Annotated in this window: 16 protein-coding genes; 3 read left to right on the forward strand and 13 right to left on the reverse strand. The window is 72.7% G+C overall.

The annotated features are described in order from the left end of the window. Positions 1-13: 13 nt before the first annotated feature. The 9 genes from AC3EU2_RS06385 to AC3EU2_RS06425 form a co-directional block, all read right to left on the reverse strand. Positions 14-1,069 (reverse strand): iron-siderophore ABC transporter substrate-binding protein, encoded by a 1,056-nt coding sequence (locus AC3EU2_RS06385; RefSeq protein ID WP_488178875.1) that lies wholly within the window; start codon positions 1,067-1,069, stop codon positions 14-16. A gap of 114 nt (positions 1,070-1,183) precedes the next feature. Then, on the reverse strand, positions 1,184-2,392 hold the full coding sequence (locus AC3EU2_RS06390; protein WP_488178876.1) for an alpha-hydroxy acid oxidase: 1,209 nt from the start codon (positions 2,390-2,392) through the stop codon (positions 1,184-1,186). A gap of 19 nt (positions 2,393-2,411) precedes the next feature. Continuing rightward, positions 2,412-3,584 carry an ABC transporter permease gene (locus AC3EU2_RS06395; RefSeq protein ID WP_488178877.1) on the reverse strand — a complete coding sequence of 391 codons (1,173 nt, stop codon included), beginning with the start codon at positions 3,582-3,584 and terminating at the stop codon, positions 2,412-2,414. Continuing rightward, positions 3,581-4,480 (reverse strand): ABC transporter ATP-binding protein, encoded by a 900-nt coding sequence (locus AC3EU2_RS06400; RefSeq protein ID WP_488178878.1) that lies wholly within the window; start codon positions 4,478-4,480, stop codon positions 3,581-3,583. Before AC3EU2_RS06400 ends, AC3EU2_RS06395 begins: the two co-directional genes overlap by 4 nt. Positions 4,481-4,509: 29 nt before the next feature. Then, positions 4,510-5,778 (reverse strand): serine--tRNA ligase, encoded by a 1,269-nt coding sequence (serS, locus tag AC3EU2_RS06405; protein WP_488178879.1) that lies wholly within the window; start codon positions 5,776-5,778, stop codon positions 4,510-4,512. Positions 5,779-5,815: 37 nt separating this feature from the next. Further along, on the reverse strand, positions 5,816-6,574 hold the full coding sequence (locus tag AC3EU2_RS06410; protein WP_488178880.1) for a hypothetical protein: 759 nt from the start codon (positions 6,572-6,574) through the stop codon (positions 5,816-5,818). Between the two features lie 227 nt (positions 6,575-6,801). Further along, positions 6,802-7,332, reverse strand: a complete 531-nt coding sequence (locus tag AC3EU2_RS06415) for a DUF222 domain-containing protein (RefSeq protein WP_488178881.1) — start codon at positions 7,330-7,332, stop codon at positions 6,802-6,804. A 208-nt stretch (positions 7,333-7,540) separates the two neighbouring features. Next, complete coding sequence (locus tag AC3EU2_RS06420; protein ID WP_488178882.1) at positions 7,541-8,875, reverse strand: cation:proton antiporter domain-containing protein; 1,335 nt, start codon at positions 8,873-8,875, stop codon at positions 7,541-7,543. After that, the gene (locus AC3EU2_RS06425; protein WP_488178883.1) at positions 8,872-9,393 is read right to left on the reverse strand and encodes a DinB family protein; all 522 of its coding nucleotides are present in this window, start codon (positions 9,391-9,393) and stop codon (positions 8,872-8,874) included. The genes AC3EU2_RS06420 and AC3EU2_RS06425 overlap by 4 nt, the downstream gene beginning before the upstream one ends. A gap of 66 nt (positions 9,394-9,459) precedes the next feature. Between AC3EU2_RS06425 and AC3EU2_RS06430 the strand changes: the two genes are divergently transcribed. After that, complete coding sequence (locus AC3EU2_RS06430; RefSeq protein ID WP_488178884.1) at positions 9,460-10,674, forward strand: diacylglycerol/lipid kinase family protein; 1,215 nt, start codon at positions 9,460-9,462, stop codon at positions 10,672-10,674. Here AC3EU2_RS06430 and zwf read toward each other — a convergent pair. The 4 genes from zwf to AC3EU2_RS06450 form a co-directional block, all read right to left on the reverse strand. Beyond that, entirely contained in the window at positions 10,645-12,129 is a 1,485-nt protein-coding gene (gene zwf, locus AC3EU2_RS06435) for a glucose-6-phosphate dehydrogenase (RefSeq protein WP_488178885.1), read from the reverse strand. The genes AC3EU2_RS06430 and zwf overlap by 30 nt on opposite strands. Before the next feature lie 10 nt (positions 12,130-12,139). Further along, entirely contained in the window at positions 12,140-13,219 is a 1,080-nt protein-coding gene (locus AC3EU2_RS06440) for an esterase/lipase family protein (protein ID WP_488178886.1), read from the reverse strand. A gap of 58 nt (positions 13,220-13,277) precedes the next feature. After that, complete coding sequence (locus tag AC3EU2_RS06445) at positions 13,278-16,598, reverse strand: DEAD/DEAH box helicase (protein ID WP_488178887.1); 3,321 nt, start codon at positions 16,596-16,598, stop codon at positions 13,278-13,280. 88 nt (positions 16,599-16,686) lie between these two features. Beyond that, positions 16,687-18,075, reverse strand: a complete 1,389-nt coding sequence (locus AC3EU2_RS06450) for an HAD-IB family hydrolase (RefSeq protein ID WP_488178888.1) — start codon at positions 18,073-18,075, stop codon at positions 16,687-16,689. Positions 18,076-18,120: 45 nt separating this feature from the next. Between AC3EU2_RS06450 and AC3EU2_RS06455 the strand changes: the two genes are divergently transcribed. Together AC3EU2_RS06455 and AC3EU2_RS06460 are read left to right on the forward strand one after the other, a co-directional pair. Beyond that, positions 18,121-18,942, forward strand: a complete 822-nt coding sequence (locus AC3EU2_RS06455) for a patatin-like phospholipase family protein (RefSeq protein WP_488178889.1) — start codon at positions 18,121-18,123, stop codon at positions 18,940-18,942. Positions 18,943-18,977: 35 nt separating this feature from the next. After that, positions 18,978-19,997: a 1-acyl-sn-glycerol-3-phosphate acyltransferase gene (locus AC3EU2_RS06460; RefSeq protein ID WP_488178890.1), complete on the forward strand. Its 1,020-nt coding sequence runs from the start codon at positions 18,978-18,980 to the stop codon at positions 19,995-19,997. Positions 19,998-20,056 lie beyond the last annotated feature (59 nt).

The raw sequence follows: 20,056 nt of genomic DNA on the forward strand, positions 1-20,056 counted from the left end.
GTGGCCCGGACCGTCACTGCGCGGGAGTTCCGTCCACGGCCGAGGCGATCTTGGGCAGGAACTTCTCGAGCGCGACCGGCATCGACAGCGGCGACGGCGACGACATCGTCAGGGCGACGGCGTTGTCGGCGCTCGCGACGTAGTGGTTGCTCTTGAGGGCCGGGATCTGGCCGAGGAGCGCGTTCTTCTTGAGGACGTCGACCTCCTCGGGCTTCTCCACGTAGAAGATGAGCACGTCGGCGTCGAGCGTCGAGGACTTCTCCGCGGAGAGGTTGCTGCTGAACTGCGTGTTGCCCCTGCTCAGCGCGGTCACGGTCGGGGCGTCGACGAGGCCGAAACGGCGCAGGATCTGCGGACGCAGGTCGTTCGTCGTGTAGAGGCTCACGACCGAGAGGTCGGTCGGGGTGAACCAGGCCCACGCGGCGGACTTGCCCTTGATCTGGGGGTACTTCGCGACGGCCTCGTCGATCGTGGCGTTGGTGTCGGCCGCGAGCTTCGTCGCCTGCGTCGTGCGGCCGAGGGCCCGGCCGACGACCTTGACGCTCTCCTCCCACGAGGTGCCCCACGCGGCGCCGGGGTAGGCCACGGTCGGCGCGATCTTGGAGAGCTTGTCGTACTCCTCCTTCGAGATGCCCGAGTTGACGCCGAGGATGAGGTCGGGCTTGGTCGCGGCGATCTCCTCGACCGGGACACCGGCGGTGTCGTCGTAACGGGTGATCTGGGCGCCGGGGTCGAGCTTCGTGACCCCCGCGTCGAACCAGTCGGTCGAGCCGTTCGCGTTGCCGCCCCAGGTGATCTTGGTGGCGCCCACCGGGATGACCCCGAGGGAGACGACGACGTCGGCGTCGTTCCAGCCGACGGTGGCGATCCGCTTGGGTTCGGCGCTGACCGTGGTCTCGCCGAACGCGTGGGTGATGGTCGTGGGGAAGGCGCCCTGGTCGACCCCGACCGACGAGGACGTCGACGGGTCGGCCGAGGCCTCGCTCGTCGGACCGGTCGAGCAGGCCGTGAGGGCGAGGGCGGTGGCGGCCGTGGCGGCGGCGACGACGAGGGAGCGGCGAGTCAGCATGGGACCTTCTGGGTCGGGCCGCGGATGCCGCGGCAACAGGAGTAAGGTGACCCTAAGTGAGGGTCGCCTTACTTTGTCAAATCCCGTCCGGCCCGTGGCCCACCAGCCGCCTGCTCAGAGGCTCACGTGCCCCGGCGAGAGCTCGGCCACGCAGCGCACGCCGAGCAGGGCCATCGTGCGGCGCACCTCGCCGCCGAGGATGTCGACGGCCCGCTGGACGCCGTCCTCGCCGCCGGCCATGAGCCCGTAGAGGTAGGCCCGCCCGACCATGACGCTGTCGGCACCGAGGGCCAGCGCCGCGACGACGTCGGCGCCCGACATCACCCCGGTGTCGAGCATGATCTCGGCGTCGTCGCCGAGGGCGGCCCGCACGTCCGGGAGGATCCGCAGGGGCACCGGTGCCCGGTCGAGCTGACGCCCGCCGTGGTTGGACAGGACGATCGCGTCGGCACCGGCGTCGGTGACCTTCTGCGCGTCGGCCACGGTCTGGATCCCCTTGATGACGAGGGGGCCGTCCCAGACCGAGCGCACCCAGGCGAGGTCCGCCAGCGTCATCGTCGGGTCGAACAGCGAGTTGAGCAGGTCCGCGACCGGCCCGTCCCACGACGTCAGCGACGCGAACTCCAGCGGCTCGGTCGTGAGCAGGTCGACCCACCAGTTCGGGTGCATCGCGGCGTCGAGCACGGTCCTCGCCGTGAGCGCCGGGGGCAGCGAGAAGCCGTTGCGGACGTCGCGCAGGCGGGCGCCGGCGATCGGGACGTCGACGGTGAGGACGAGGGCCTCGTACCCGGCGGCCGCGGCCCGGCGCATGAGCGCCTCGCCCGCCGACCGGTCCTTCCAGACGTAGAGCTGGAACCAGCGCCGGGCGCGCGGTGCGGCCTGCGCGACGCCCTCGATCGAGGTCGTCCCCATGGTGGAGAGCGCATACGGTATGCCGGCCCGCTCGGCGACGCGGACCACCGCCGACTCCCCCTCGTGCTGCATCATCCGGGTGAAGCCGGTCGGGGCGAACGACAACGGGAGCTCCGAGCGGCCGCCGAGGATCGTCGTCGAGGTGTCGACCTCGCCGACGTCGCGCAGCACGGCGGGGTGGAAGGTCAGACCCGCGAAGGTGTCCCGCGCGCGGCCGAGACTGATCTCCCCCTCGGCCGCCCCGTCGGTGTAGTCGAAGACGCTGCGTGGCGTCCGCCGGCGGGCGACCGTGCGCAGGTCGGCGATCGTCAGCGCACCGTCGAGCCGCCGGCGCCGGGCGCTCCACTCGATCGGCTTGGGTCGCAGCAGCGGCGCGAGCTCGCTGATCCGGGGACGGCGGCGGGTCACCATCGCCCGACCGTAGCGAAGTTCAGTCCGGGGTGGACCACGCCTGCCTCAGGCTGAGCCGGCCCTGCGTCTGGAGCAGCGAGCGCTGGTAGAGGCGCGCGGCGACCTGGACGACGAGCGCGGCCGCCACGACGAGGATGGCGAGGGCGGCGAGGGCCTGCCACCACGGCGCCGAGCCCTCGAGGACGCGCACCGGCATGATGACCGCGGAGAAGGGCGGCACGAACGACAGCACCGTCTTGGCCGTCCCGGTCGCGAGGAGCGCGCCGAAGAACACGCCGGTCGTGAGGAACGTCAGGGGCGTCGACGTCGACTGAACGTCCTCGGTCCGGCTCGCCAGTGCTCCGGCGACGGCCCAGAGGCAGGCGAGCAGCCCGAACCCGACGATGAAGAAGACCGTGAACCACCCCACCGCGCCCGAGATCGCCGGGATGAACCGGTCGTACTCCGTGAAAGTCAGTCCCACGAGCCCGACGGCGACGAAGATGGCGATCTGTCCGAACGCCAGCACGAGGTTGCCCATGACCTTTCCGGCGAGCAGCTCCCTCGTCGTGATCTTCGTGGCGATGATCTCGACGATGCGGCTGGCCTTCTCCTCGACGACGCTGTTCGCGAGGGCGTAGCCGAAGGTGAACGAGGCGAGGTAGAAGAGCATCGCCAGCGCGAAGCCGAGGGCCTGCGCGACCCCGCTCTTCTCTGCATCCCCCTCGAGGACGGCTGTGCTGAGCGCGGATCCGCGCACGAGCTCCTCGACGGACGTGCCCGCAGCGGCCGCGTTGGCCCCCAGGGTCACCTCGCGGATCGCCGTCGCGGCGAAGGTCTCGACCTCCTCCGGGACGTCGGCCTTCCCGGTGAGCAGCCACCCGTCGCCGCCGCCCTCGTGCAACCACACGTCGGCGTCGCCGGTCTGCAGCGCGCGGGTGGCGGCGGCGTCGTCCGCCGCCTCCGTCACCGTGACGGACACCTTGTCGTCGGCCGCCTCCGCGACGAGCTCGACCTGGGCCGCCATCTGCGCGGCCGGGGTGGAGGTCGTGACGACGGTGTACGTCTCCGTGCGGTTGGCCACGAACGCCTGCACGCCGATGACGACGGCGAGGAGGCCGATGAGCCCGAACGTGCTGAGCAGGAACGTCCGGTCGGTGAGCTTGGTGACGATCTCGCGGCGGGCCACGGTCACCCAGACGGTGGACCTCATGCGGTCACCTCCCGGTAGACCTCGGACAGCGCAGGGACCTGTCTCGCGAAGTCGAGGACGTCACCGCGCTCGACCGCCGCGCGCAGCAGCCGCTGCGGGGCTGCCGGGTCGGTGACCTCGACGAGCGCCGTGGTCCCGTCGAGGTCGACGACGGCTATGCCGCCCACGTCCCGGATCCAGCCCGCGTCGCCTCCCAGGGTGACGCGGTACCGCTCCGGCCCCCCGCTGCGCAGGTCGGCGACGGAACCGGTGGCGACGACACGCCCTCTCGAGAGGATGACGAGGTGGTCGCACAGGCGCTCCACGAGGTCGAGCTGATGCGAGGAGAAGAGGACGGGGATCCCGCGCGCGGCGTGCTCGCGGAGCAGGTCCGTCATGGAGTCGACCGCGCGGGGGTCGAGCCCGGAGAACGGCTCGTCGAGGATGAGCGCGTCCGGTGTGGTCATGAGTGCCGCCGTGATCTGGACCCGCTGCTGGTTGCCGAGCGACAGCTTCTCGACGCGATCGCGGGCACGGTCCGCGAGGTCGAGCCGCTCGAGGTTGACCATGACCGCGGACCTTGCGTCGGCGCGGCTCATGCCGGAGAGCTCACCGAGGTAGACGAGCTGGTCGAGGACCTTCTGCTTCGGGTAGAGGCCGCGCTCCTCGGGCATGTACCCGATCCGGCGCCGGTCGCCCGCGGTGATGGGCGCGCCGTTCCACCGGACCTCCCCCCCGTGCAGGGCCAGCAGGCCCATGATCATCCGCATCGTCGTCGTCTTGCCCGCGCCGTTGCCGCCGACGAAACCGGTGAGGAGTCCCCCCGGAACCGTGAAGGACACGTCGTCGACGGCGCGCAGGTCACCGAACGACCGCGAGAGCCCCTCGACGTCGAGGGTCGCTCCGTTGCCTGTCATGATCCCACGGTAGGGCTCGTCCTCGGCGGTCAGGCGGGGTTGAGGACGTCGAGCCCGATGAGGGGGCGCAGCGCGGCCGGCACGACGACGGAGCCGTCGGCCTGCTGGTGGTTCTCGAGGATCGCGACGAGCCACCGCGTCGTGGCCAGGGTGCCGTTGAGCGTGGCCGCGACCTCGGTGCCGCCGCCCTGCACGCGGTAGCGGGTCTTGAGCCGGCGCGCCTGGAAGGTCGTGCAGTTCGAGGTCGACGTCAGCTCGCGGTGCCGGCCCTGGGTCGGGACCCAGGCCTCGCAGTCGTACTTGCGCGCCGCCGGACCGCCCAGGTCGCCGGCCGCCGTGTCGATGACGCGGTAGGGCAGCTCCATGGCCGCGAGCATCTCCCGCTCGAAGGCGAGCAGGCGCTGGTGCTCCGCCTCGGCGTCCTCGGGCCGGCAGTAGACGAACATCTCGATCTTGTTGAACTGGTGGACCCGGATGATGCCGCGGGTGTCCTTGCCGTAGCTTCCCGCCTCGCGGCGGTAGCAGGTCGACTGCCCGGCGTAGCGGACCGGTCCGGCGGAGAGGTCGATGATCTCGTCGGCGTGGTAGCCCGCGAGCGCCACCTCGCTCGTGCCGGTGAGGTAGAGGTCGTCGGCCTCGAGCCGGTAGACCTCGTCGGCGTGGTGGTCGAGGAAGCCGGCGCCGGCCATGACCTCGGCCTTGACGAGCGTGGGGGTGATCATCGGGACGAAGTCGGCTTCGATGGCGCGCTGCATCGCGAGCTGGAGCATCGCCATCTCCAAGCGGGCACCGACGCCCTTGAGGAAGTAGAACCGCGAACCCGACACCTTCGCGCCGCGCTCCATGTCGAGGGCGCCGAGGCCCTCGGCGAGGCTGAGGTGGTCGCGGGGATCGAAGCCCTCGGCGGCGAAGTCGCGCGGGGTGCCGACGCTGTCGAGCACGACGTAGTCGTCCTCGCCACCGACCGGGACGCCGTCCTCGATGACGTTGCCGATGGTGCGCGTGAGGGTGGCGAGCTCCGCGGCGGCCTCGTCGGCTGCGGCTTGGTTGGCCTTGACCTGGACCGCGAGCTCCTTGGTGCGCACGAGCAGGGCCTGCTTTTCGTCGCCCTGGGCCCTGGCCACGTCCTTGCCCATCGACTTCTGCTCGGCCCGCAGCTGCTCGTAGGCCGTGAGGCTCGAGCGACGCTTCTCCTCCGCCGCGAGGACGGCGTCGACGACGCCGTCGTCCTCACCCCTCGCGCGCTGCGAGGCACGCACTCGGTCGGGGTTCTCACGCAGCAGCTTCAGGTCGATCACGCGGGCCAGCCTAGTGCGGGCACCGGGAGTGGCTCGATCAGGCAGCCGTCGTCGCGTCGTCGGACGTGAACCACTCGTCAGGTGGGTCGGGGATGGGATCCGTGGGGATTCGGAGCAGCTCGAGTGGCGGCAGCTCGTCCGGGAGGTAGCCGTCGGGGTAGGGGACGACGGGCTCGTCGAGGTCGTCGAGCTCCTCGGGGTGTGGCGGGGGCGACCACCCGTCGCCCAGGACCGGCGGTGCTGTGGCGTCGTGGACCCTGCCGGTCGGTGTCTGGATGCGGATGCCGTGTGCTCCGGTCCCGTCGAGCCCGGTCGACGTCGCGGTGACGTGCCAGCCGTCGAGCTCCTTGACGAGGTTGTGTCGCTGGCACACGCCCGCGCCGTTGGCGGCCGCGGTGGAGCCGTCGGCTGCCACTGCGGTGACGTGGTCGGTCTGGATGGCGGGGGCGCCGCACCACGGGATGCGGCAGGTCGGGTCGCGCAGCTCGAGGAAGCGGCGCAGTCCGCCGTGGAAGCGGCGACGCCTCGAGTCCAGGGCCACGAGGTCGCGCCCGGTGGGGTCGGTGAACAGCCGCCGCAGCCACACGAACGCCGCCGCCGCTCCGCCGCCGTCGACCGTTGAGTTCGAGGTCGAGTTCGGCTGCGCGAGGACGTCGCGGAGCCACTCCCGCGCCTGCGCGCCGGCGACCGGGCCCCACCCGGGGATCACCGCCACGTCATCGGCCGGTGCGGTCCCGCCGAACGCTGCCGGTCCGGTCCCGCCGAAGGCGGCGGGCAGGAGGGTTCGGTCGGTCATCACCAGCGACACCTCGACCGGCTGCGGCTGACCCTGCGCGCGCCCACTGAGCAGCTCCAGCGCCCGGTCGGCCAGCCACGCACCCTTTCCCCGGGTGTCCGCGCCCCAGCCTCGCGGGAGCGGGTAGGTGTCTGAGCGCCGCCGGCTGGGTCTGGCGGGAGCGCGATGCGCGCTCAGCGCGCGAGCGCGCGGATGGGACAGCGGCGCTCAGACACCTACCCGCGACGTCACCACGCCATGCCGTCGGCGGCCGGGCGCACCGACACCCGACGTGACGCGACGGCCCGCCGGGCGCGCTCGGCCAGCGACTCCGCGTCCAAGGCGGCCCCCGCGCGTCGAGCCGCGGCCGCCAGGGCCTTGTCACCCAGCGACGCCATGGTCGGGGCGAGTCTGCGGTCGACCTCGCCGCGGTGCTCCCGGCTCAGGCACGCCGTCTCCCGCACGACGATCCACGCGCGCCGCTCGCTGATCTCCCCACGCTCCAACGCTCCCAGGGTCAGCGGCATCTCCCCGACCAGCGCCCGCGCGACCCCGACGTGCTGGTCCGCCAGCGTCGGGGAGCATCGCCGCGCCAACGCCAGGTCGGCCCGGACGCTGCGCGAGTCCTCACCCAACGCCTCACGATCCACCACAGCTGCAGCCGTCAACCGTGCCTGCGCCGCAGCAGCCGCACCCTTGAGCGACTCCAGGACCGCCACCACCGCGACCCGCTCCGGCTCCGTCAGCCCCTGCGCTGAGACCTCGCCCAGCAAGGACACGACCGACCCGATCCGGGCCCTCCAAGTGCTGGCGTCCCCTGCATACCCTCATCGTACACCCGTTCGACGACATCCGGAAGGGTTGTGCACAGCGGATTCCGCTGTGTCGCAACCATTTTGTGCAATAAGTGCGCCGGAGCCACGACGTGGTGCTGCAGGAGGCGCGGAATGTCGCGCGTTCGGCAGGACGCAGGAGATGCGGGGAGCCTCAGGCGCGGGAGTCCGCTCCGCGCTGGGACTGCTGGCCGCGCTCCTGCCAGGCCATCGCCAGGGGCGCGGTGAACCCGTGCAGGTAGACGGAGACGACGACGGTGAACGCGACGACCGACCACAGCCACCGGATCTCCTCGAATTCAGCGTGGCTCGCGGCGTACGCGAGGTAGAAGAGCGAGCCCACGCCCCGCACGCCGAAGACCGCGGCGACGACGCGCTCGCGGGCGTCGAAGTCGCGCGGCCCCTCCCGGTGCGGGTGGCCCAGGAAGGAGACGAGGCCGGCGAGGGGGCGCAGCACGAGCAGGAGGAACAGCGAGATGAGGACCCCGCGCCAGTCGAGGTTGGCGAGCAGCCCGTTGGTCAGGGCCATCCCGAGCAGGAGCAGCACGACGAGGGTGAGCAGCCGTTCGAGGCGCTCGATGACCTCGTGCATGTCGTGGTGGTAGGAGTGGTTCCGCTCGAAGCTGCGGATCGCCATGGCGCACGCGAACACCGCGAGGAAGCCGTAGCCGCCGAGGACCTCGGCCACGCCGTAGGTCGCGAGAAGGGCGGCGATGGCGACGAGCGGCTCCCCGTTGGCGGCGAAGCGCAGGTCCTGCGAGCGGGCGGTGAAGGCGAGGCGGGCGACCGCTCGCCCGGCGACGACCCCGACGACCGCGCCGATCACGACCTTGCCGACGAGCTCCCACGCCAGCCAGCGGGCGCCCCACTCGGAGACGCTGCCCACGGTGGCGAGCAGGATCGCCGCGTGCACGAAGGGGAAGGCGAGGCCGTCGTTGAGCCCGGCCTCGCTCGTCAGCGCGAACCGGACCTCGTCGTCCTCGTCCACCTCCTCGGAGTCCTCCTGGTCCGCGTCCTCCCGTTCGCCCTCGTTGGGCCCTCCCACCTGGACGTCGGACGCGAGCACCGGGTCCGTGGGCGCAAGGGCGCCACCGAGCAGCAGCGCGGCCGGTGCGGCGACCCCCATCGGCCCCCACGCCATGAGCGCGACACCGGCGATGGTCAGCGGCATGGCGATCCCGAGCAGGCGCCACGTCGGCGACCACGTGCGCCACGAGCCCACGTCACGCAGGTTGAGCGGGCGGTCGAGCGCCAGCCCCACCCCCATGAGCGAGACGAGCACCGTGAACTCGGTGATGTGGGTGACCGCCTCCTCGTGCGAGGTCGGGTCGAGGTCGAGGTCGCGGAACCCGGGCATCAGCCCCAGGACCAGCCCGAGGGTGACGAGGACGATCGGGGCGTTGACACGGAACCGGTGCAGCACCGGCGGGAGGATGACGGCGAGGAAGAGGGCGAGGCCGAGCGCGACGTAGATCCAGGCGGGCTTCACGCCCGCACGTCCCAGAGGTGGTGGGCGAGGTCGTGCAGGCCGTAGCGGCCGAGGCTGAGCACTGTGAACTCCGAGCCGTCGGAGCGCACGCCCCGGCGCTCCCACTCGGGACCGGACAGGCCGGCATACGCCTGCGCGAGGCGGGCTGCGGCCGTGGTGAGATCGGTCGCGACGGCGCCGGGGTCCTGCTCGGCGTAGCGGCGCTCGACGGCCGTCGCGTCCTGGTCCCAGTTCGCGAAGCGCGCGCCGTCCTCGTCGAGCATGAGCCGCACGCGGTCGGCGAACAGGTCGCAGACGTCACGGACGTGGCAGGCGTACTCCAGCGGGGACCACGAGGAGGGATCGGGCCGGGTCGCGACTTCCTCACGCGAGAGCACGTCGGACCACGGATCGGTGTATGCCGTGACGAGCCGGGCGACGTCGGCCGGCGGCACCGCTGCGGCGTCGAACCCGCAGTCCGGACAGGACCGGTCGAGGGTCCACGTCCAGTCCTTGTCGTCCGGCTCGATGGTGCTCATGGGCTCAGCGTAGGCGGGGCGCCGACCCGGGCGTGACGCCTCGAACCGTGGGGTACGGTCCCTGACGTGACCGACTCCTGGCCCGTGATCCTCGCGATCCTCGCCGTCCTCCTCGTCCTGGCAGCGGTGGCCTGGTTCGCGACCTCCTCGAGCCGCTCCCCGGGACGCCACGCCTCCTCGACGCGGCCGTCCCGGTCGTCGTTCCGGCCGGAGCAGGCCGAGGACACCCCGACGCCGCCGCGCAAGCAGGTCGCGGTCGTCCTCAACCCCAGCAAGTTCGACGACGCCGAGGCCGTCCGGGCCCTCGTGACGAAGACCGTCCTCGCCCACGGCGAGTGGGACGAGCCGACCATCCGGGAGACCACGGTCGACGACCCCGGCCACGGCCAGACCCGGGCGGCGCTGGCCGACGACGTCGACCTCGTCTGCGCCATCGGCGGCGACGGCACGGTGCGCGCGGTCGCCCACGTCCTCACCGGCACCTCCACCCCGATGGGCCTCGTCCCCGCCGGCACCGGCAACCTGCTCGGGCGCAACCTCGAGCTGCCGCTCGACCTCGCCGAGGCCCTCGAGGTCGCCCTCACCGGACGCAACCGGCACATCGACGTCGGCTGGCTCACCCTCGACCCGACCGCCGAGCAGAGCTCGACCGAGGAGCTCGACCCGGGCCGCGACGGGCCGACCGAGCCCGACGTGGGCGCCGACGACGAGCACGGCTCCGACCCCGCCGCCAACCAGCACGCGTTCCTCGTCATGGCCGGCCTCGGGCTCGACGCGAGCATCATGCACGCGACGTCCGACCAGGCGAAGTCGCGCATCGGCTGGGGCGCCTACGTCGCCAGCGGCGCGCAGAACCTGCTTGGCGCCCGGTTTGCGACCCGCCTGCGGATCGACGGCGGCGAACCGATCGCCCACACGGCCCGCACGATCGTCGTCGGCAACTGCGGCAAGCTCACCGGCGGGATCACCCTCATGCCCGACGCCGAGATCGACGACGGGGTTCTCGACGTCGTCGCGGTCACCCCCAAGGGCATCGTCGGCTGGGCCGGGGTCGCGGTGCACATCCTCGCCAAGCGCGGTCGCAACCACCCGAAGATGGAGCGCTACCGCTGCCAGTCGATCCTCGTCTCGCTCGACGCCCCGCAGCTCGTCGAGATCGACGGCGACGTCATCGGCCAGGCGAGCCGGGTCCGGTTCGAGGTGCGCCCCAAGGCGCTCATCGTCCGCACGCCGTCACCCGGCAGCCGCACGTCAGCGGCGGGCGCCACCCTCGATGGGTGACTGGGGACCGGGGTCGGGCACCTTGTCGCGCCACTTGCGCTCGAACGGCAGGCGCCACGTGTGCGGCGAGACGAGCTGGTGGATCTGGTTCGGCCCCCAGGTCCCGGCGGCGTAGGGCCGGACCACGGGCGGGTTCTCGATGAGCGGCTGGCTGATCTGCCAGAGCCGCTCGATGCCCTCCGCCGACGTGAAGAGGGTGTGGTCGCCCCGGACCGCGTCGTAGATGAGCCGCTCGTAGGCCTCGAGCACGGCGCCGGCCCAGTGCGTCTCCTGCATCGCGAACTGCATCGACAGCTTGTCGAGCTTCATGCCGGGACCGGGGCGCTTGCCGTAGAACGACAGCGACATCCGGGCCTTGTCGGCGAGGTCGAAGGTCAGGTGGTCCGGGCCGTGGTCGCCCACCCCCGAGCCCTCCGGGAACATCGACTGCGGGGGCTCGCGGAAGGCGATGGAGATGATCCGGGCGCCCTCGGCCATGCGCTTGCCGGTGCGCAGGAAGAACGGCACCCCCGCCCAGCGCCAGTTGTCGACGTAGCACTTGAGCGAGATGAAGGTCTCGGTGTCGGAGTCGGGGGCGACCCCGGGCTCGTCGAGGTAGCCGATGTACTGCCCGCGCACGACGTCGTGCGGGTGGATCGGCTGCATCGACTCGAAGACCTTGTTCTTCTCGCGGCTGATGGCGTCGGGCTCGAGCGAGGTCGGCGGCTCCATCGCCGTGAACGCGAGGATCTGGAACAGGTGGGTGACGACCATGTCGCGGTAGGCACCGGTGTTCTCGTAGAAGTCGCCCCGCGTCGCCAGCCCCAGCGTCTCGGGGACGTCGATCTGCACGTGGGCGATGGAGTTGCGGTGCCAGATCGGCTCGAAGAGCCCGTTGGCGAAGCGGAACGCGAGGATGTTCTGGGCCGGCTCCTTGCCGAGGAAGTGGTCGATCCGGAAGATCTGCTCCTCCGCGAACACCTCGTGCAGCCGCCGGTTGAGCTCGACGGCGGAGGCGAAGTCGGTGCCGAACGGCTTCTCCATGACGACCCGGCTGCGCTCGACGAGCCCGGCGTCGGCGATGGTCTGCACCGCGGACAGCGCCGCCCTGGGTGGGACGGACAGGTAGTGCAGCCGCAGCTCGGTCTCCCCGGGCAGCAGCGCCTCGGCCGCGCGGACCGCGTCTCCGAGCGCCTCGGGCCCGGCCGACAGCGGGACGTAGTGCAGCCGCTGGGCGAACTGCCCCCACTCGGCCTCGTCGAGGTCGCGGGTCGAGAACTCCTTGATCGCCTCGTGGGCGAGGTCGCGGAAGGCGTCGGTCGAGATCTCGTCGAGCGAGGTGCCGACGACGCGGAGGTCGTCGAGGAGGCCCGACTGGAACAGGTGCAGCAGGCCGGGGATGAGCTTGCGCTTGGCGAGGTCCCCCGTCGCGCCGAACAGGATGACGGTCGTCGGCGCGGTCTTCTGGTCGGTCATGGGCCCAGCCTTACCTGCCGGGACCCTCCTGACCAGCCTCGGCGTCGGGTGAGCTGGGGTCCGGGCGGTGGTCGAGACGCTCGCGGATCGCGGCATACACGAGGGGGTCGTGGACGAGCGCGAGGTGACCCACACCGGGGAGGACGACGACGTCGCCCTCGGCGAACCGACGGCTGCCGGGCGAGTGCCGACCGGAGCCCTCCGCGCTGGCCGCCGGGACCATCCCGTCGCCGATGAGCCGGGCGACCCGGCCGTCGATGCGCTTGCCGAGCAGGCCGACGATGGCGAGGTGGCGCACGCCGGGGTGCAGAGGGGCGTCGACGCGTCGCCCGCTGCGGTCGTCGAGGTCGAGACCGTCCCACTCCTCGTCGAGGATGTTGCCGTACCGAAGGTCCTGGATCCCGACGCTGCGCGCCCGCAGCACCGCGGCCAGGGCGCGCGAGTGGCGCAGCCTGCCGGCCAGGCGGGCGGACTGGTTCGCGAAGCGCTCCAGCGGGGCGCCCAGGTGCGGAGCACCGAGGGTCACGGTGTCGCTCACGAGCGGGACCCAGTCGGCCCCGACGTCGGCCTGCGCCAGCGCGCTGTGGACGACGAGGCCACCCATCGAGTGACCGAGGAGGACGATCCGGGTGACGGGGACGGGCCAGTGGGCCACGAGGGCGGTGAGCACCCGGTCGAGCTCGTGCCCGTTGTGCGAGATCCGCAGCCCGGTGTTGTAGCGGACCGTGACCGGGGTGAATCCGAGGTCCTCCTCGAGGCGGTGGCCGAACCGACCTCGCTGCCACGCCGTCTCGTGGACGACGAGGCCGTGGACGAGGACGACGACGTCACCGGTCGCCGCCGGCCAGGCCGCGGCGAGACCGGCCTCGGTGAGCGGCACCGACCGGCCGCGCCGGCGCACGCCCATCGTGTGCGCCAGCGGGGACCCGGAGACGTCGAGCCGGTCCCCGAAGAAGGCGTTGACGAAAGCGCGCGCACCGTTGGGGGCCGGGTGGTGGACGAGGTGGTCGCTGACCCCGGCCGCGCGCTCGACCCCGCGCATGAGTCGTTGCTCGACGGCGGTCGGTGGGGCCTCGTCGCTCTCGGTCATGCCCCACTGTCCCACCCGCGGCCGGGCCCACTGGAACGGCCGCCCGGTCCCGGGCGGCTCAGCGGTCGAGGAGCCCGCGCAGGTCGTCGGCGCTGAGGGCGCTCGAGAGCAGGTTGCCGTCGTCGACGACCCGCGCGAAGAGGTCGCGCTTGCGGTCCTGCAGCGCGACCACCTTCTCCTCGATGGTGTCGGTGGACACGAGCCGGTAGACGTTGACCGACTTCGTCTGCCCGATGCGGTGGGCCCGGTCGATCGCCTGGTTCTCGGCGGCGGGGTTCCACCAAGGGTCGAGGACGAAGACGTAGTCGGCCTCGGTGAGGGTCAGCCCGAACCCACCGGCCTTGAGCGAGATGAGGAAGACCGGCGCCTCGCCCTCGCGGAAGTCCCGCACGACGTCGGCCCGGTTGCGGGTGGACCCGTCGAGGTAGGCGTAGGCGATGCCCTCGGCGTCGAGCCGGGCCCGCACGAGGGCGAGGAAGCCGGTGAACTGGCTGAAGACGAGCGCCCGGTGGCCCTCCGCGGCGAGCTCGGTGACCTGGTCGACGAGGGCCTCGACCTTGGCGCTGGGCGCCACCCCGCCGTACTCCTCGGCGTCGACGAGGGACGGGTCGAGGGCCATCTGGCGCAGCACGGTGAGCGCGCGCAGGATGGCGATCCGGTTGCCGTCGAGGTCGTCGATGAGCCCGAGGAGGCGCTGGCGCTCGCGGACGAGGTGCCGGTCGTAGATCGCGCGGTGGCGGGGGTGCAGCGCGACGTGCAGCACCTGCTCCTGCTTGGGCGGGAGGTCGGACGCGACGGCGTCCTTGGTGCGGCGCAGCAGCAGCGGCCGGATCCGCCGTCGCAGCGTGGCGAGCAGCTCCGGCGCCGCGCCCGCCTCGATCGGGCGGGCCCACTGGTCGCGGAACACCTGCGGTTTCGGGTGCAGTCCCGGCGCGACGATCGACAGCAGCGACCACAGGTCCATGAGCGAGTTCTCGAGCGGCGTGCCGGTGAGGGCGAAGGTGACCCGGGCGGGCAGCCGGCGCATCGCGGCATACGTCTTCGCCTGGTGGTTCTTGACGAACTGCGCCTCGTCGAGGACCGCCGCCGACCACCGCACCGACCGGAACTGCTCGGCGTCGATCCGGGCCACGGCGTAGGTCGTCACGACGAGGTCGGCCCCGGCGATCGCCTGCGCGAGCGGGACGCGAGCCTTGCCGCGGGTGCGGTCGAGGACGACGACGGACAGGTCGGGGGCGAACCGCTCGACCTCGCCGACCCACGTCGCGAGGACCGACGTCGGCGCGACGATGAGCATCGGGTCGGCGAGCTCCCCGCGCTCCTTGGCGCGCAGTGCGGTGGCGAGCACCTGGAGCGTCTTGCCCAGGCCCATGTCGTCGGCGAGCACCCCACCGAGGCCGAGGTCCCACAGCAGCGAGAGCCACCGGAAGCCCTCCTCCTGGTAGGGCCGCAGCGTCGCCTTGAGCGCACCGGGGACCTCGGCGGGCGGCGGCGTGTGGGCGTCGTCGACCCCGAGCAGGGCGTCGACGGACCGGCGCCACCGCCCCGACTGCTCCTCGACGACACCGATCTCGACGAGCTCGTCCCACAGCCCGGCATGGAGCACCGAGAGCTTCAGCGGGTCGGTCGGCCGGTCCTGCAGCTCGCGCGCCTCCTCGACGAGGGACCGGAGCCGCTGCAGCTCGGGGTGGTCGAGCGTGAACCACGCGCCGTCGGGCAGGAGCAGCCGCTCCTCGTCGTGCGCGAGCGCGGTGACGAGGTCGGCGAGCGGCACCTCGTGACCGCCCACGGTGACCGTGATCCGCAGGTCGAACCAGTCGTTGCCGTCGGAGGACTCGCTCGTCCCGACCGCGATCCGCGGGGCCTGCGTCACCTCGGCGTATGCCGTCCGCTCACCGCTGACCTCGACCTCCACCCGGTCGTCCGCCTCCAGTGCGGGCAGGAGCTCGGCGAGGGCCACGGTGTCGAACCCGTCGACGGACGCGGCCTCGCGCAGGGCCCACCCGGCCCGGGTCAGCTCCCACAGCGCGGGCAGCTCGTGGCGCGACGGGGCCGCGGTGAGCAGGTCGGCCTCGAGGGCGGAGCTGCGGAAGGCGTCGGGGTCGCGCAGCACCGCGCTCTCCCGGGCGAGCGGCACGGTGACCGGCGCGTCGACCGGGCCGTAGCGGAACGCCCAGGCGAGGTGGACGACGTGGTCGGCGGCGAACCGCACCGCGAGGTGCAGGCGCGGCGGGGCGACCTCGGGCAGCGTGAGACCACCGTGGGTGCGCACCGTGGCCCGGCGCTGCAGCACCGGGAGCGTCTGGATGGCGAAGGTCGACCAGTCGGCCGTCGGGATGGTGAACGGACCGCGCTCGACCACCCGGGTGGCGGCGAGGTCGACGTCGGCGCCGAAGCCACCCAGGCGCAGGTCGGCTCCCTCCTGCCGGAACCAGCCGGTCGGCGGCTCGCCGACGGTGACGACCTCGCCCTCGCCGGGCAGGTCGAGGCTCGGCACCGCACGCACGTCACCGTCGCCGGTCGGGGTGAGGTCGAGGACGAAGTGGCCGACCTCAGGCTCGAGGTGCACCTCGCCGGAGCCGGCGGCCCGGGTGAGCAGGACGATGCCGGCGTCACGCGCCCGGGTGAGCAGCTCGACCCAGCCCCGCCCGACCTGGCTGAGCGGGATCCCGGCGGGCATCCGGCCGTAGCTGGACAGCCGGCTGCTGCGCCGGAAGGCGTCCGCGATCGCCGTGAGCGCGTCCAGCGGCGCGCCGTCGAGGTGGTGGGCGTAGGAGGAGTAGTAGCCGCCGCTCACCGACTCCCACGAGATGCCGGTGCGGATCCAGCGTCCGGGCACGGCGCCGGGCACGACCGGGCGCAGGTGGACCGACGGGGTCGGGGGCAGCATGTCCCAGCGCGCGGCCCGACCGGCCGGCGTCTCGACGTCGAGGAGCAGCCCGACGTTGCCGGGGGACGAGCCGGACTGCGGGTCGGGGACGTCGAGCAGCTCGTCGAGGGCGTCGCGCCACGAGTGCGGGCGCTCCGGCGTCGGCTCGGGGTCCGCGCTGCCCGCGTCGAGCCGGCGCCACGGCTGCTGGGCCCGGAGCATGAGGGCGAGCGCGGCGGCGTGCTTGCAGTCCCGGCCGATCGGGCAACTGCACCCGCCCTCGACCCAGGGGCCGCGGTCGTCGCGTCGGAGGGAGAGCTCGGTGCGGTAGATGTGCGGCCCGCTGCCGATGACCCGGGCCGACGCCCAGGCGCCACCGTCGGACACGGTGACGCTCGTGACCCGGCCGGCGCCGGCATACGCCCGGCCCCTCTCGAACGTCGTGTCGCCGAACGCCTCGACGAGCACGCGGTCGGAGACCTCGGCGAGGGTGCGGGGATCCTGCTCCACGACCAGGCCCACCTCCTTGCGTCCACGCGAACCGAGGACCACCGTATGCCGCGTCGCCGACACCGCGCACCGCCCCTCCACAGGCGGGTCAGTCCGGGAGCCGGCCCCCGGGGTAGGTCGCGCGCAGCTCGTCCTCGGTCGGGGCGTGCGGCTCCCGCGCCTCGGGCGGCAGGAGGTCGCTGATCGCCTCCATGATCCGCTTCGTGTCCGCGGCGGGCGAGCGGTGGAGGAGCTCGACCGGCTCGCCGACCCGGATCCGCACGGTCGGCGGGTGGGCGAGCGAGAGGAGGTTGGGCATCCTCGAGGACCGGGGCCACACCTTCTCGGTGCCCCACATGCCCACCGGGACCACGGGCGCGTGCGACGCCGCCGCGAGCCGGGCGGCCCCGGTCCGGCCCCTGAGGACCGGGTCGAAGAAGGCCGGGCCCCGCGGGATCGTCCCCTGCGGGAGCAGGCCGACCATCTCGCCGCCCTCGAGGGCGAGCGCCGCCATGTCGTAGGACTCCTGCCCGCCCTCGGCCCGGTCCACCCGGATGCCGCCGATGGCGCCGACGAGGGGGCCGAGCACCGGGACCTCGAACAGCTCCTTCTTGGCGAGGACCCGCGCGGTGCGGCCGGAACGGCGGACGACGTTGGCCATCGCCACGACGTCGAAGTAGCTGCGGTGGTTGCCGACGAGGATGACCGGGCCGTGGCGCGGGATGTTCTCGATGCCCTGGATGTCGAAGCGCGCGCACGGGAAGAACGTCGACCGCAGCGCCTCCAGCGCGAAGCGCTGCAGCTCGATGCCGAGCACGGGGACCTTGAACACCCCCGGGGACACGTCGAAGTGCACGATCGGCCACCGGCGCGCCACGGCATACACGGCCAGTCGTGGGTCCGGGTTGACCGCGGCCGGCTGGCCGACGGCCTCGAGGAGCGGCAGGTCGAAGATGCTGTCCGAGTAGGCGAAGCTCTCGCGCAGGTCGATGTCGTGCTGGGCCGCGAAGTGGCGCACGGCCGCGAGCTTGCCGGTCGACCAGACGAACGGACCGCGGATGGAGCCGTCGAAGCGGCCGTCGTCCTTGGTGCCGTAGCGGGTCGCGAGGACGTGGTCGAAGCCGAGGAGGTCGGCGAGCGGCTTGATGAGGTGCTCGGGCGTCGTCGTCGCCATGACGACGAGTCGGCCCTCGGCCTTGTGCTGCTCGATGAGGGCCAGGGCGAAGGGGTGCACGAGCTCGGCGATGACCTCGGCCGCCCGGGCCGCCGCACCGTCGAAGCTCTGCGAGTCCTTGCCGCGGGCGACGAGCGTCGCCTGCCGGGCGAGGAAGATCGACGCGAGGTTCTCGCCCAGGAGGTCGAACGTCTTGAAGAGCAGGCCCTGCCCGGGCAGCGAGCGCGGCACCAGCCCGAGGTCGACCATGGCCCGGCTGAGGTGCGGTCCCGTCCCGCCCTGGAGCAGCGTGCGGTCGAGGTCGAAGAACGCGGCGCCGGGCATGGCCACACCCTATGGCGGCGGCGGGCGGTGCATAGGGTGGCCGCCATGACGACGGCGTTCGTGCTCGGCGGCGGTGGGGTGCTCGGCACCACCCAGGTCGGGATGCTGCGCGCCCTCGCCGAGCACGGCATCCGCCCCGACCTCGTCGTCGGCACGAGCATCGGCGCCATGAACGGCGCGTTCGTCGCCGCCGACCCCTCCCCCGCGGGCATCCAGGTCCTCGCCGACGCGTGGCAGGCGGCGGCGTCCAGCGGGGTCTTCCTCGAGAACCCCATGCGCTCCGCCGCGCGCCTCGCCCGGTTCCGCACCCACCTGCTCTCCAGCGCGCCGCTGCGGACGGTCATCGACGACCACCTGCCGGTCGACACCTTCGAGGAGCTCGAGGTCGACTTCCAGTGCGTCGCGGCGTGCATCGAGACCGCCGGCTCGGCGTGGTTCTCCTCGGGGGCGCTCGTCGACCCCGTCGTCGCGTCGTGCTCGGTGCCGGGGCTCTTCCCTGCGGTCGAGATCGACGGGCGCCACCACCTGGACGGTGGCCTCGTCCACTCGATCCCGGTCGGTCGCGCCCTCGAGCTCGGCGCCACCCGGGTGTTCGTCCTCCAGGTGGGCCGGGTCGAGCAGCCGCTCACGCCGCCGCGCCGGCCGTGGGAGGTCGGGGTCGTGGCGTTCGAGATCTCCCGCCGGCACCGCTACGTCCACGAGATGGAGTCCATCCCCGAGGGCGTCGAGGTGCACGTGCTCCCGAGCGGGGCCCCCGAGTCGCCGTCCGTCTCGCTCAGCTACGGCCGCAGCTCCCGCATGACCGTCCGGGCGGAGCAGGCGTATGCCGCTTCGTCCGCCTACCTCGCCGCGTCCCCGCCGGCCTGACCCGACGGCCCGACCGGACGGCATACGCTCCGCTCATGGGTGTCGCCGCAATCCCCAAGCCGCCACTGGTCGCCCGGCGGGTGCTCCCGTTCGTGTGGCCGGTCGGCGCGGCGGCGCTCACCGGGCTCGCGACGCCGGTCATCGTCGTCGGGGCGTTCGCTGCGCTCGTGGACAAGCGGGCGCGGCTGTTCCGGGTGAGCGTCCTCGGCGTCGGGGTCATGTGGATCGACGTGCGGATGCTCATGGAGTGCTGGCGGCTGTCTCTCAAGGACCCCCGCCAGCAGAGCACCACGTGGGAGGACGACCACGAGCAGGTCTTCCTCGCCGGGCTCAACCGGGCGATGATCCTGGCCAGGCGCTGGGTGGGGTTCGAGGTGCGGCTGGACGGCCGGATGCACTTCGGCACCGACGGCGCCCCGCTCATCGCCTTCGCTCGTCACGCCGGTCCCGGCGACTCCCTCGCCCTCGCCTGGCTCCTCGGCCACACGGCGGGCCGCATGCCCAAGATCGTTCTCGCAGAGGCGCTCCGGTGGGACCCGACGGTCGACGCGCTCCTCACGCGGATGCGGTCGTCCTTCGTGCCCAGCCGCACGGGCGCCGGTGACGACCGCACCGCCGGGGTGCGTGCCCTGGCCCGCGGGCTCAAGCACGACGACGTGCTGCTCCTCTTCCCCGAGGGGCAGAACTTCTCCCCCGACCGCCGGCGCCGGCTCATCGACCGCCTTCGGGAGGCCGGGCAGGAGCTCAAGGCCCGTCGCGCCATCTCGCTGTGGAACACGTTGCCGCCCAAGACCCGCGGCGTCATCGCCTGCCTCGACGAGCGCCCCGACGCCGACGTCATGATCGTCGCCCACGCCGGCTTCGGACAGCTGTCGACGCCGAAGGAGATCTGGGACGCAATCCCCTTCACCGACCGCCCGTTCCTCGTCCGGACCCACACGTATGCCGCGGCCGACGTCCCGGACGATCCGGCCGGGATCGAGCGCTGGCTCGACGAGCACTGGACCGAGATCGACCAGTGGGTCGCGACCCACGAGGGCTCCGGCACGTCCTGACCGTTGAGCCGGGTCCGGAGGACGGGCACGGCGGCACCGGCATGTCGCGGACCGAACGG

The sequence above is a fragment of the Knoellia sp. B-D-2 genome (assembly GCF_057714695.1).

Excerpts from the sequence above, each read along its gene's own strand:
- AC3EU2_RS06450 (WP_488178888.1), bottom strand. The coding sequence starts at position 18,075 with ATGCCCGGCGCCGCGTTCTTCGACCTCGACCGCACGCTGCTCCAGGGC.
- zwf (WP_488178885.1), bottom strand. The coding sequence starts at position 12,129 with ATGACCGACCAGAAGACCGCGCCGACGACCGTCATCCTGTTCGGCGCG.
- AC3EU2_RS06440 (WP_488178886.1), bottom strand. The coding sequence starts at position 13,219 with ATGACCGAGAGCGACGAGGCCCCACCGACCGCCGTCGAGCAACGACTC.
- AC3EU2_RS06395 (WP_488178877.1), bottom strand. The coding sequence starts at position 3,584 with ATGAGGTCCACCGTCTGGGTGACCGTGGCCCGCCGCGAGATCGTCACC.
- AC3EU2_RS06390 (WP_488178876.1), bottom strand. The coding sequence starts at position 2,392 with ATGGTGACCCGCCGCCGTCCCCGGATCAGCGAGCTCGCGCCGCTGCTG.
- AC3EU2_RS06385 (WP_488178875.1), bottom strand. The coding sequence starts at position 1,069 with ATGCTGACTCGCCGCTCCCTCGTCGTCGCCGCCGCCACGGCCGCCACC.
- AC3EU2_RS06425 (WP_488178883.1), bottom strand. The coding sequence starts at position 9,393 with ATGAGCACCATCGAGCCGGACGACAAGGACTGGACGTGGACCCTCGAC.
- AC3EU2_RS06460 (WP_488178890.1), top strand. The coding sequence starts at position 18,978 with ATGGGTGTCGCCGCAATCCCCAAGCCGCCACTGGTCGCCCGGCGGGTG.
- AC3EU2_RS06400 (WP_488178878.1), bottom strand. The coding sequence starts at position 4,480 with ATGACAGGCAACGGAGCGACCCTCGACGTCGAGGGGCTCTCGCGGTCG.
- AC3EU2_RS06410 (WP_488178880.1), bottom strand. The coding sequence starts at position 6,574 with ATGACCGACCGAACCCTCCTGCCCGCCGCCTTCGGCGGGACCGGACCG.
- AC3EU2_RS06455 (WP_488178889.1), top strand. The coding sequence starts at position 18,121 with ATGACGACGGCGTTCGTGCTCGGCGGCGGTGGGGTGCTCGGCACCACC.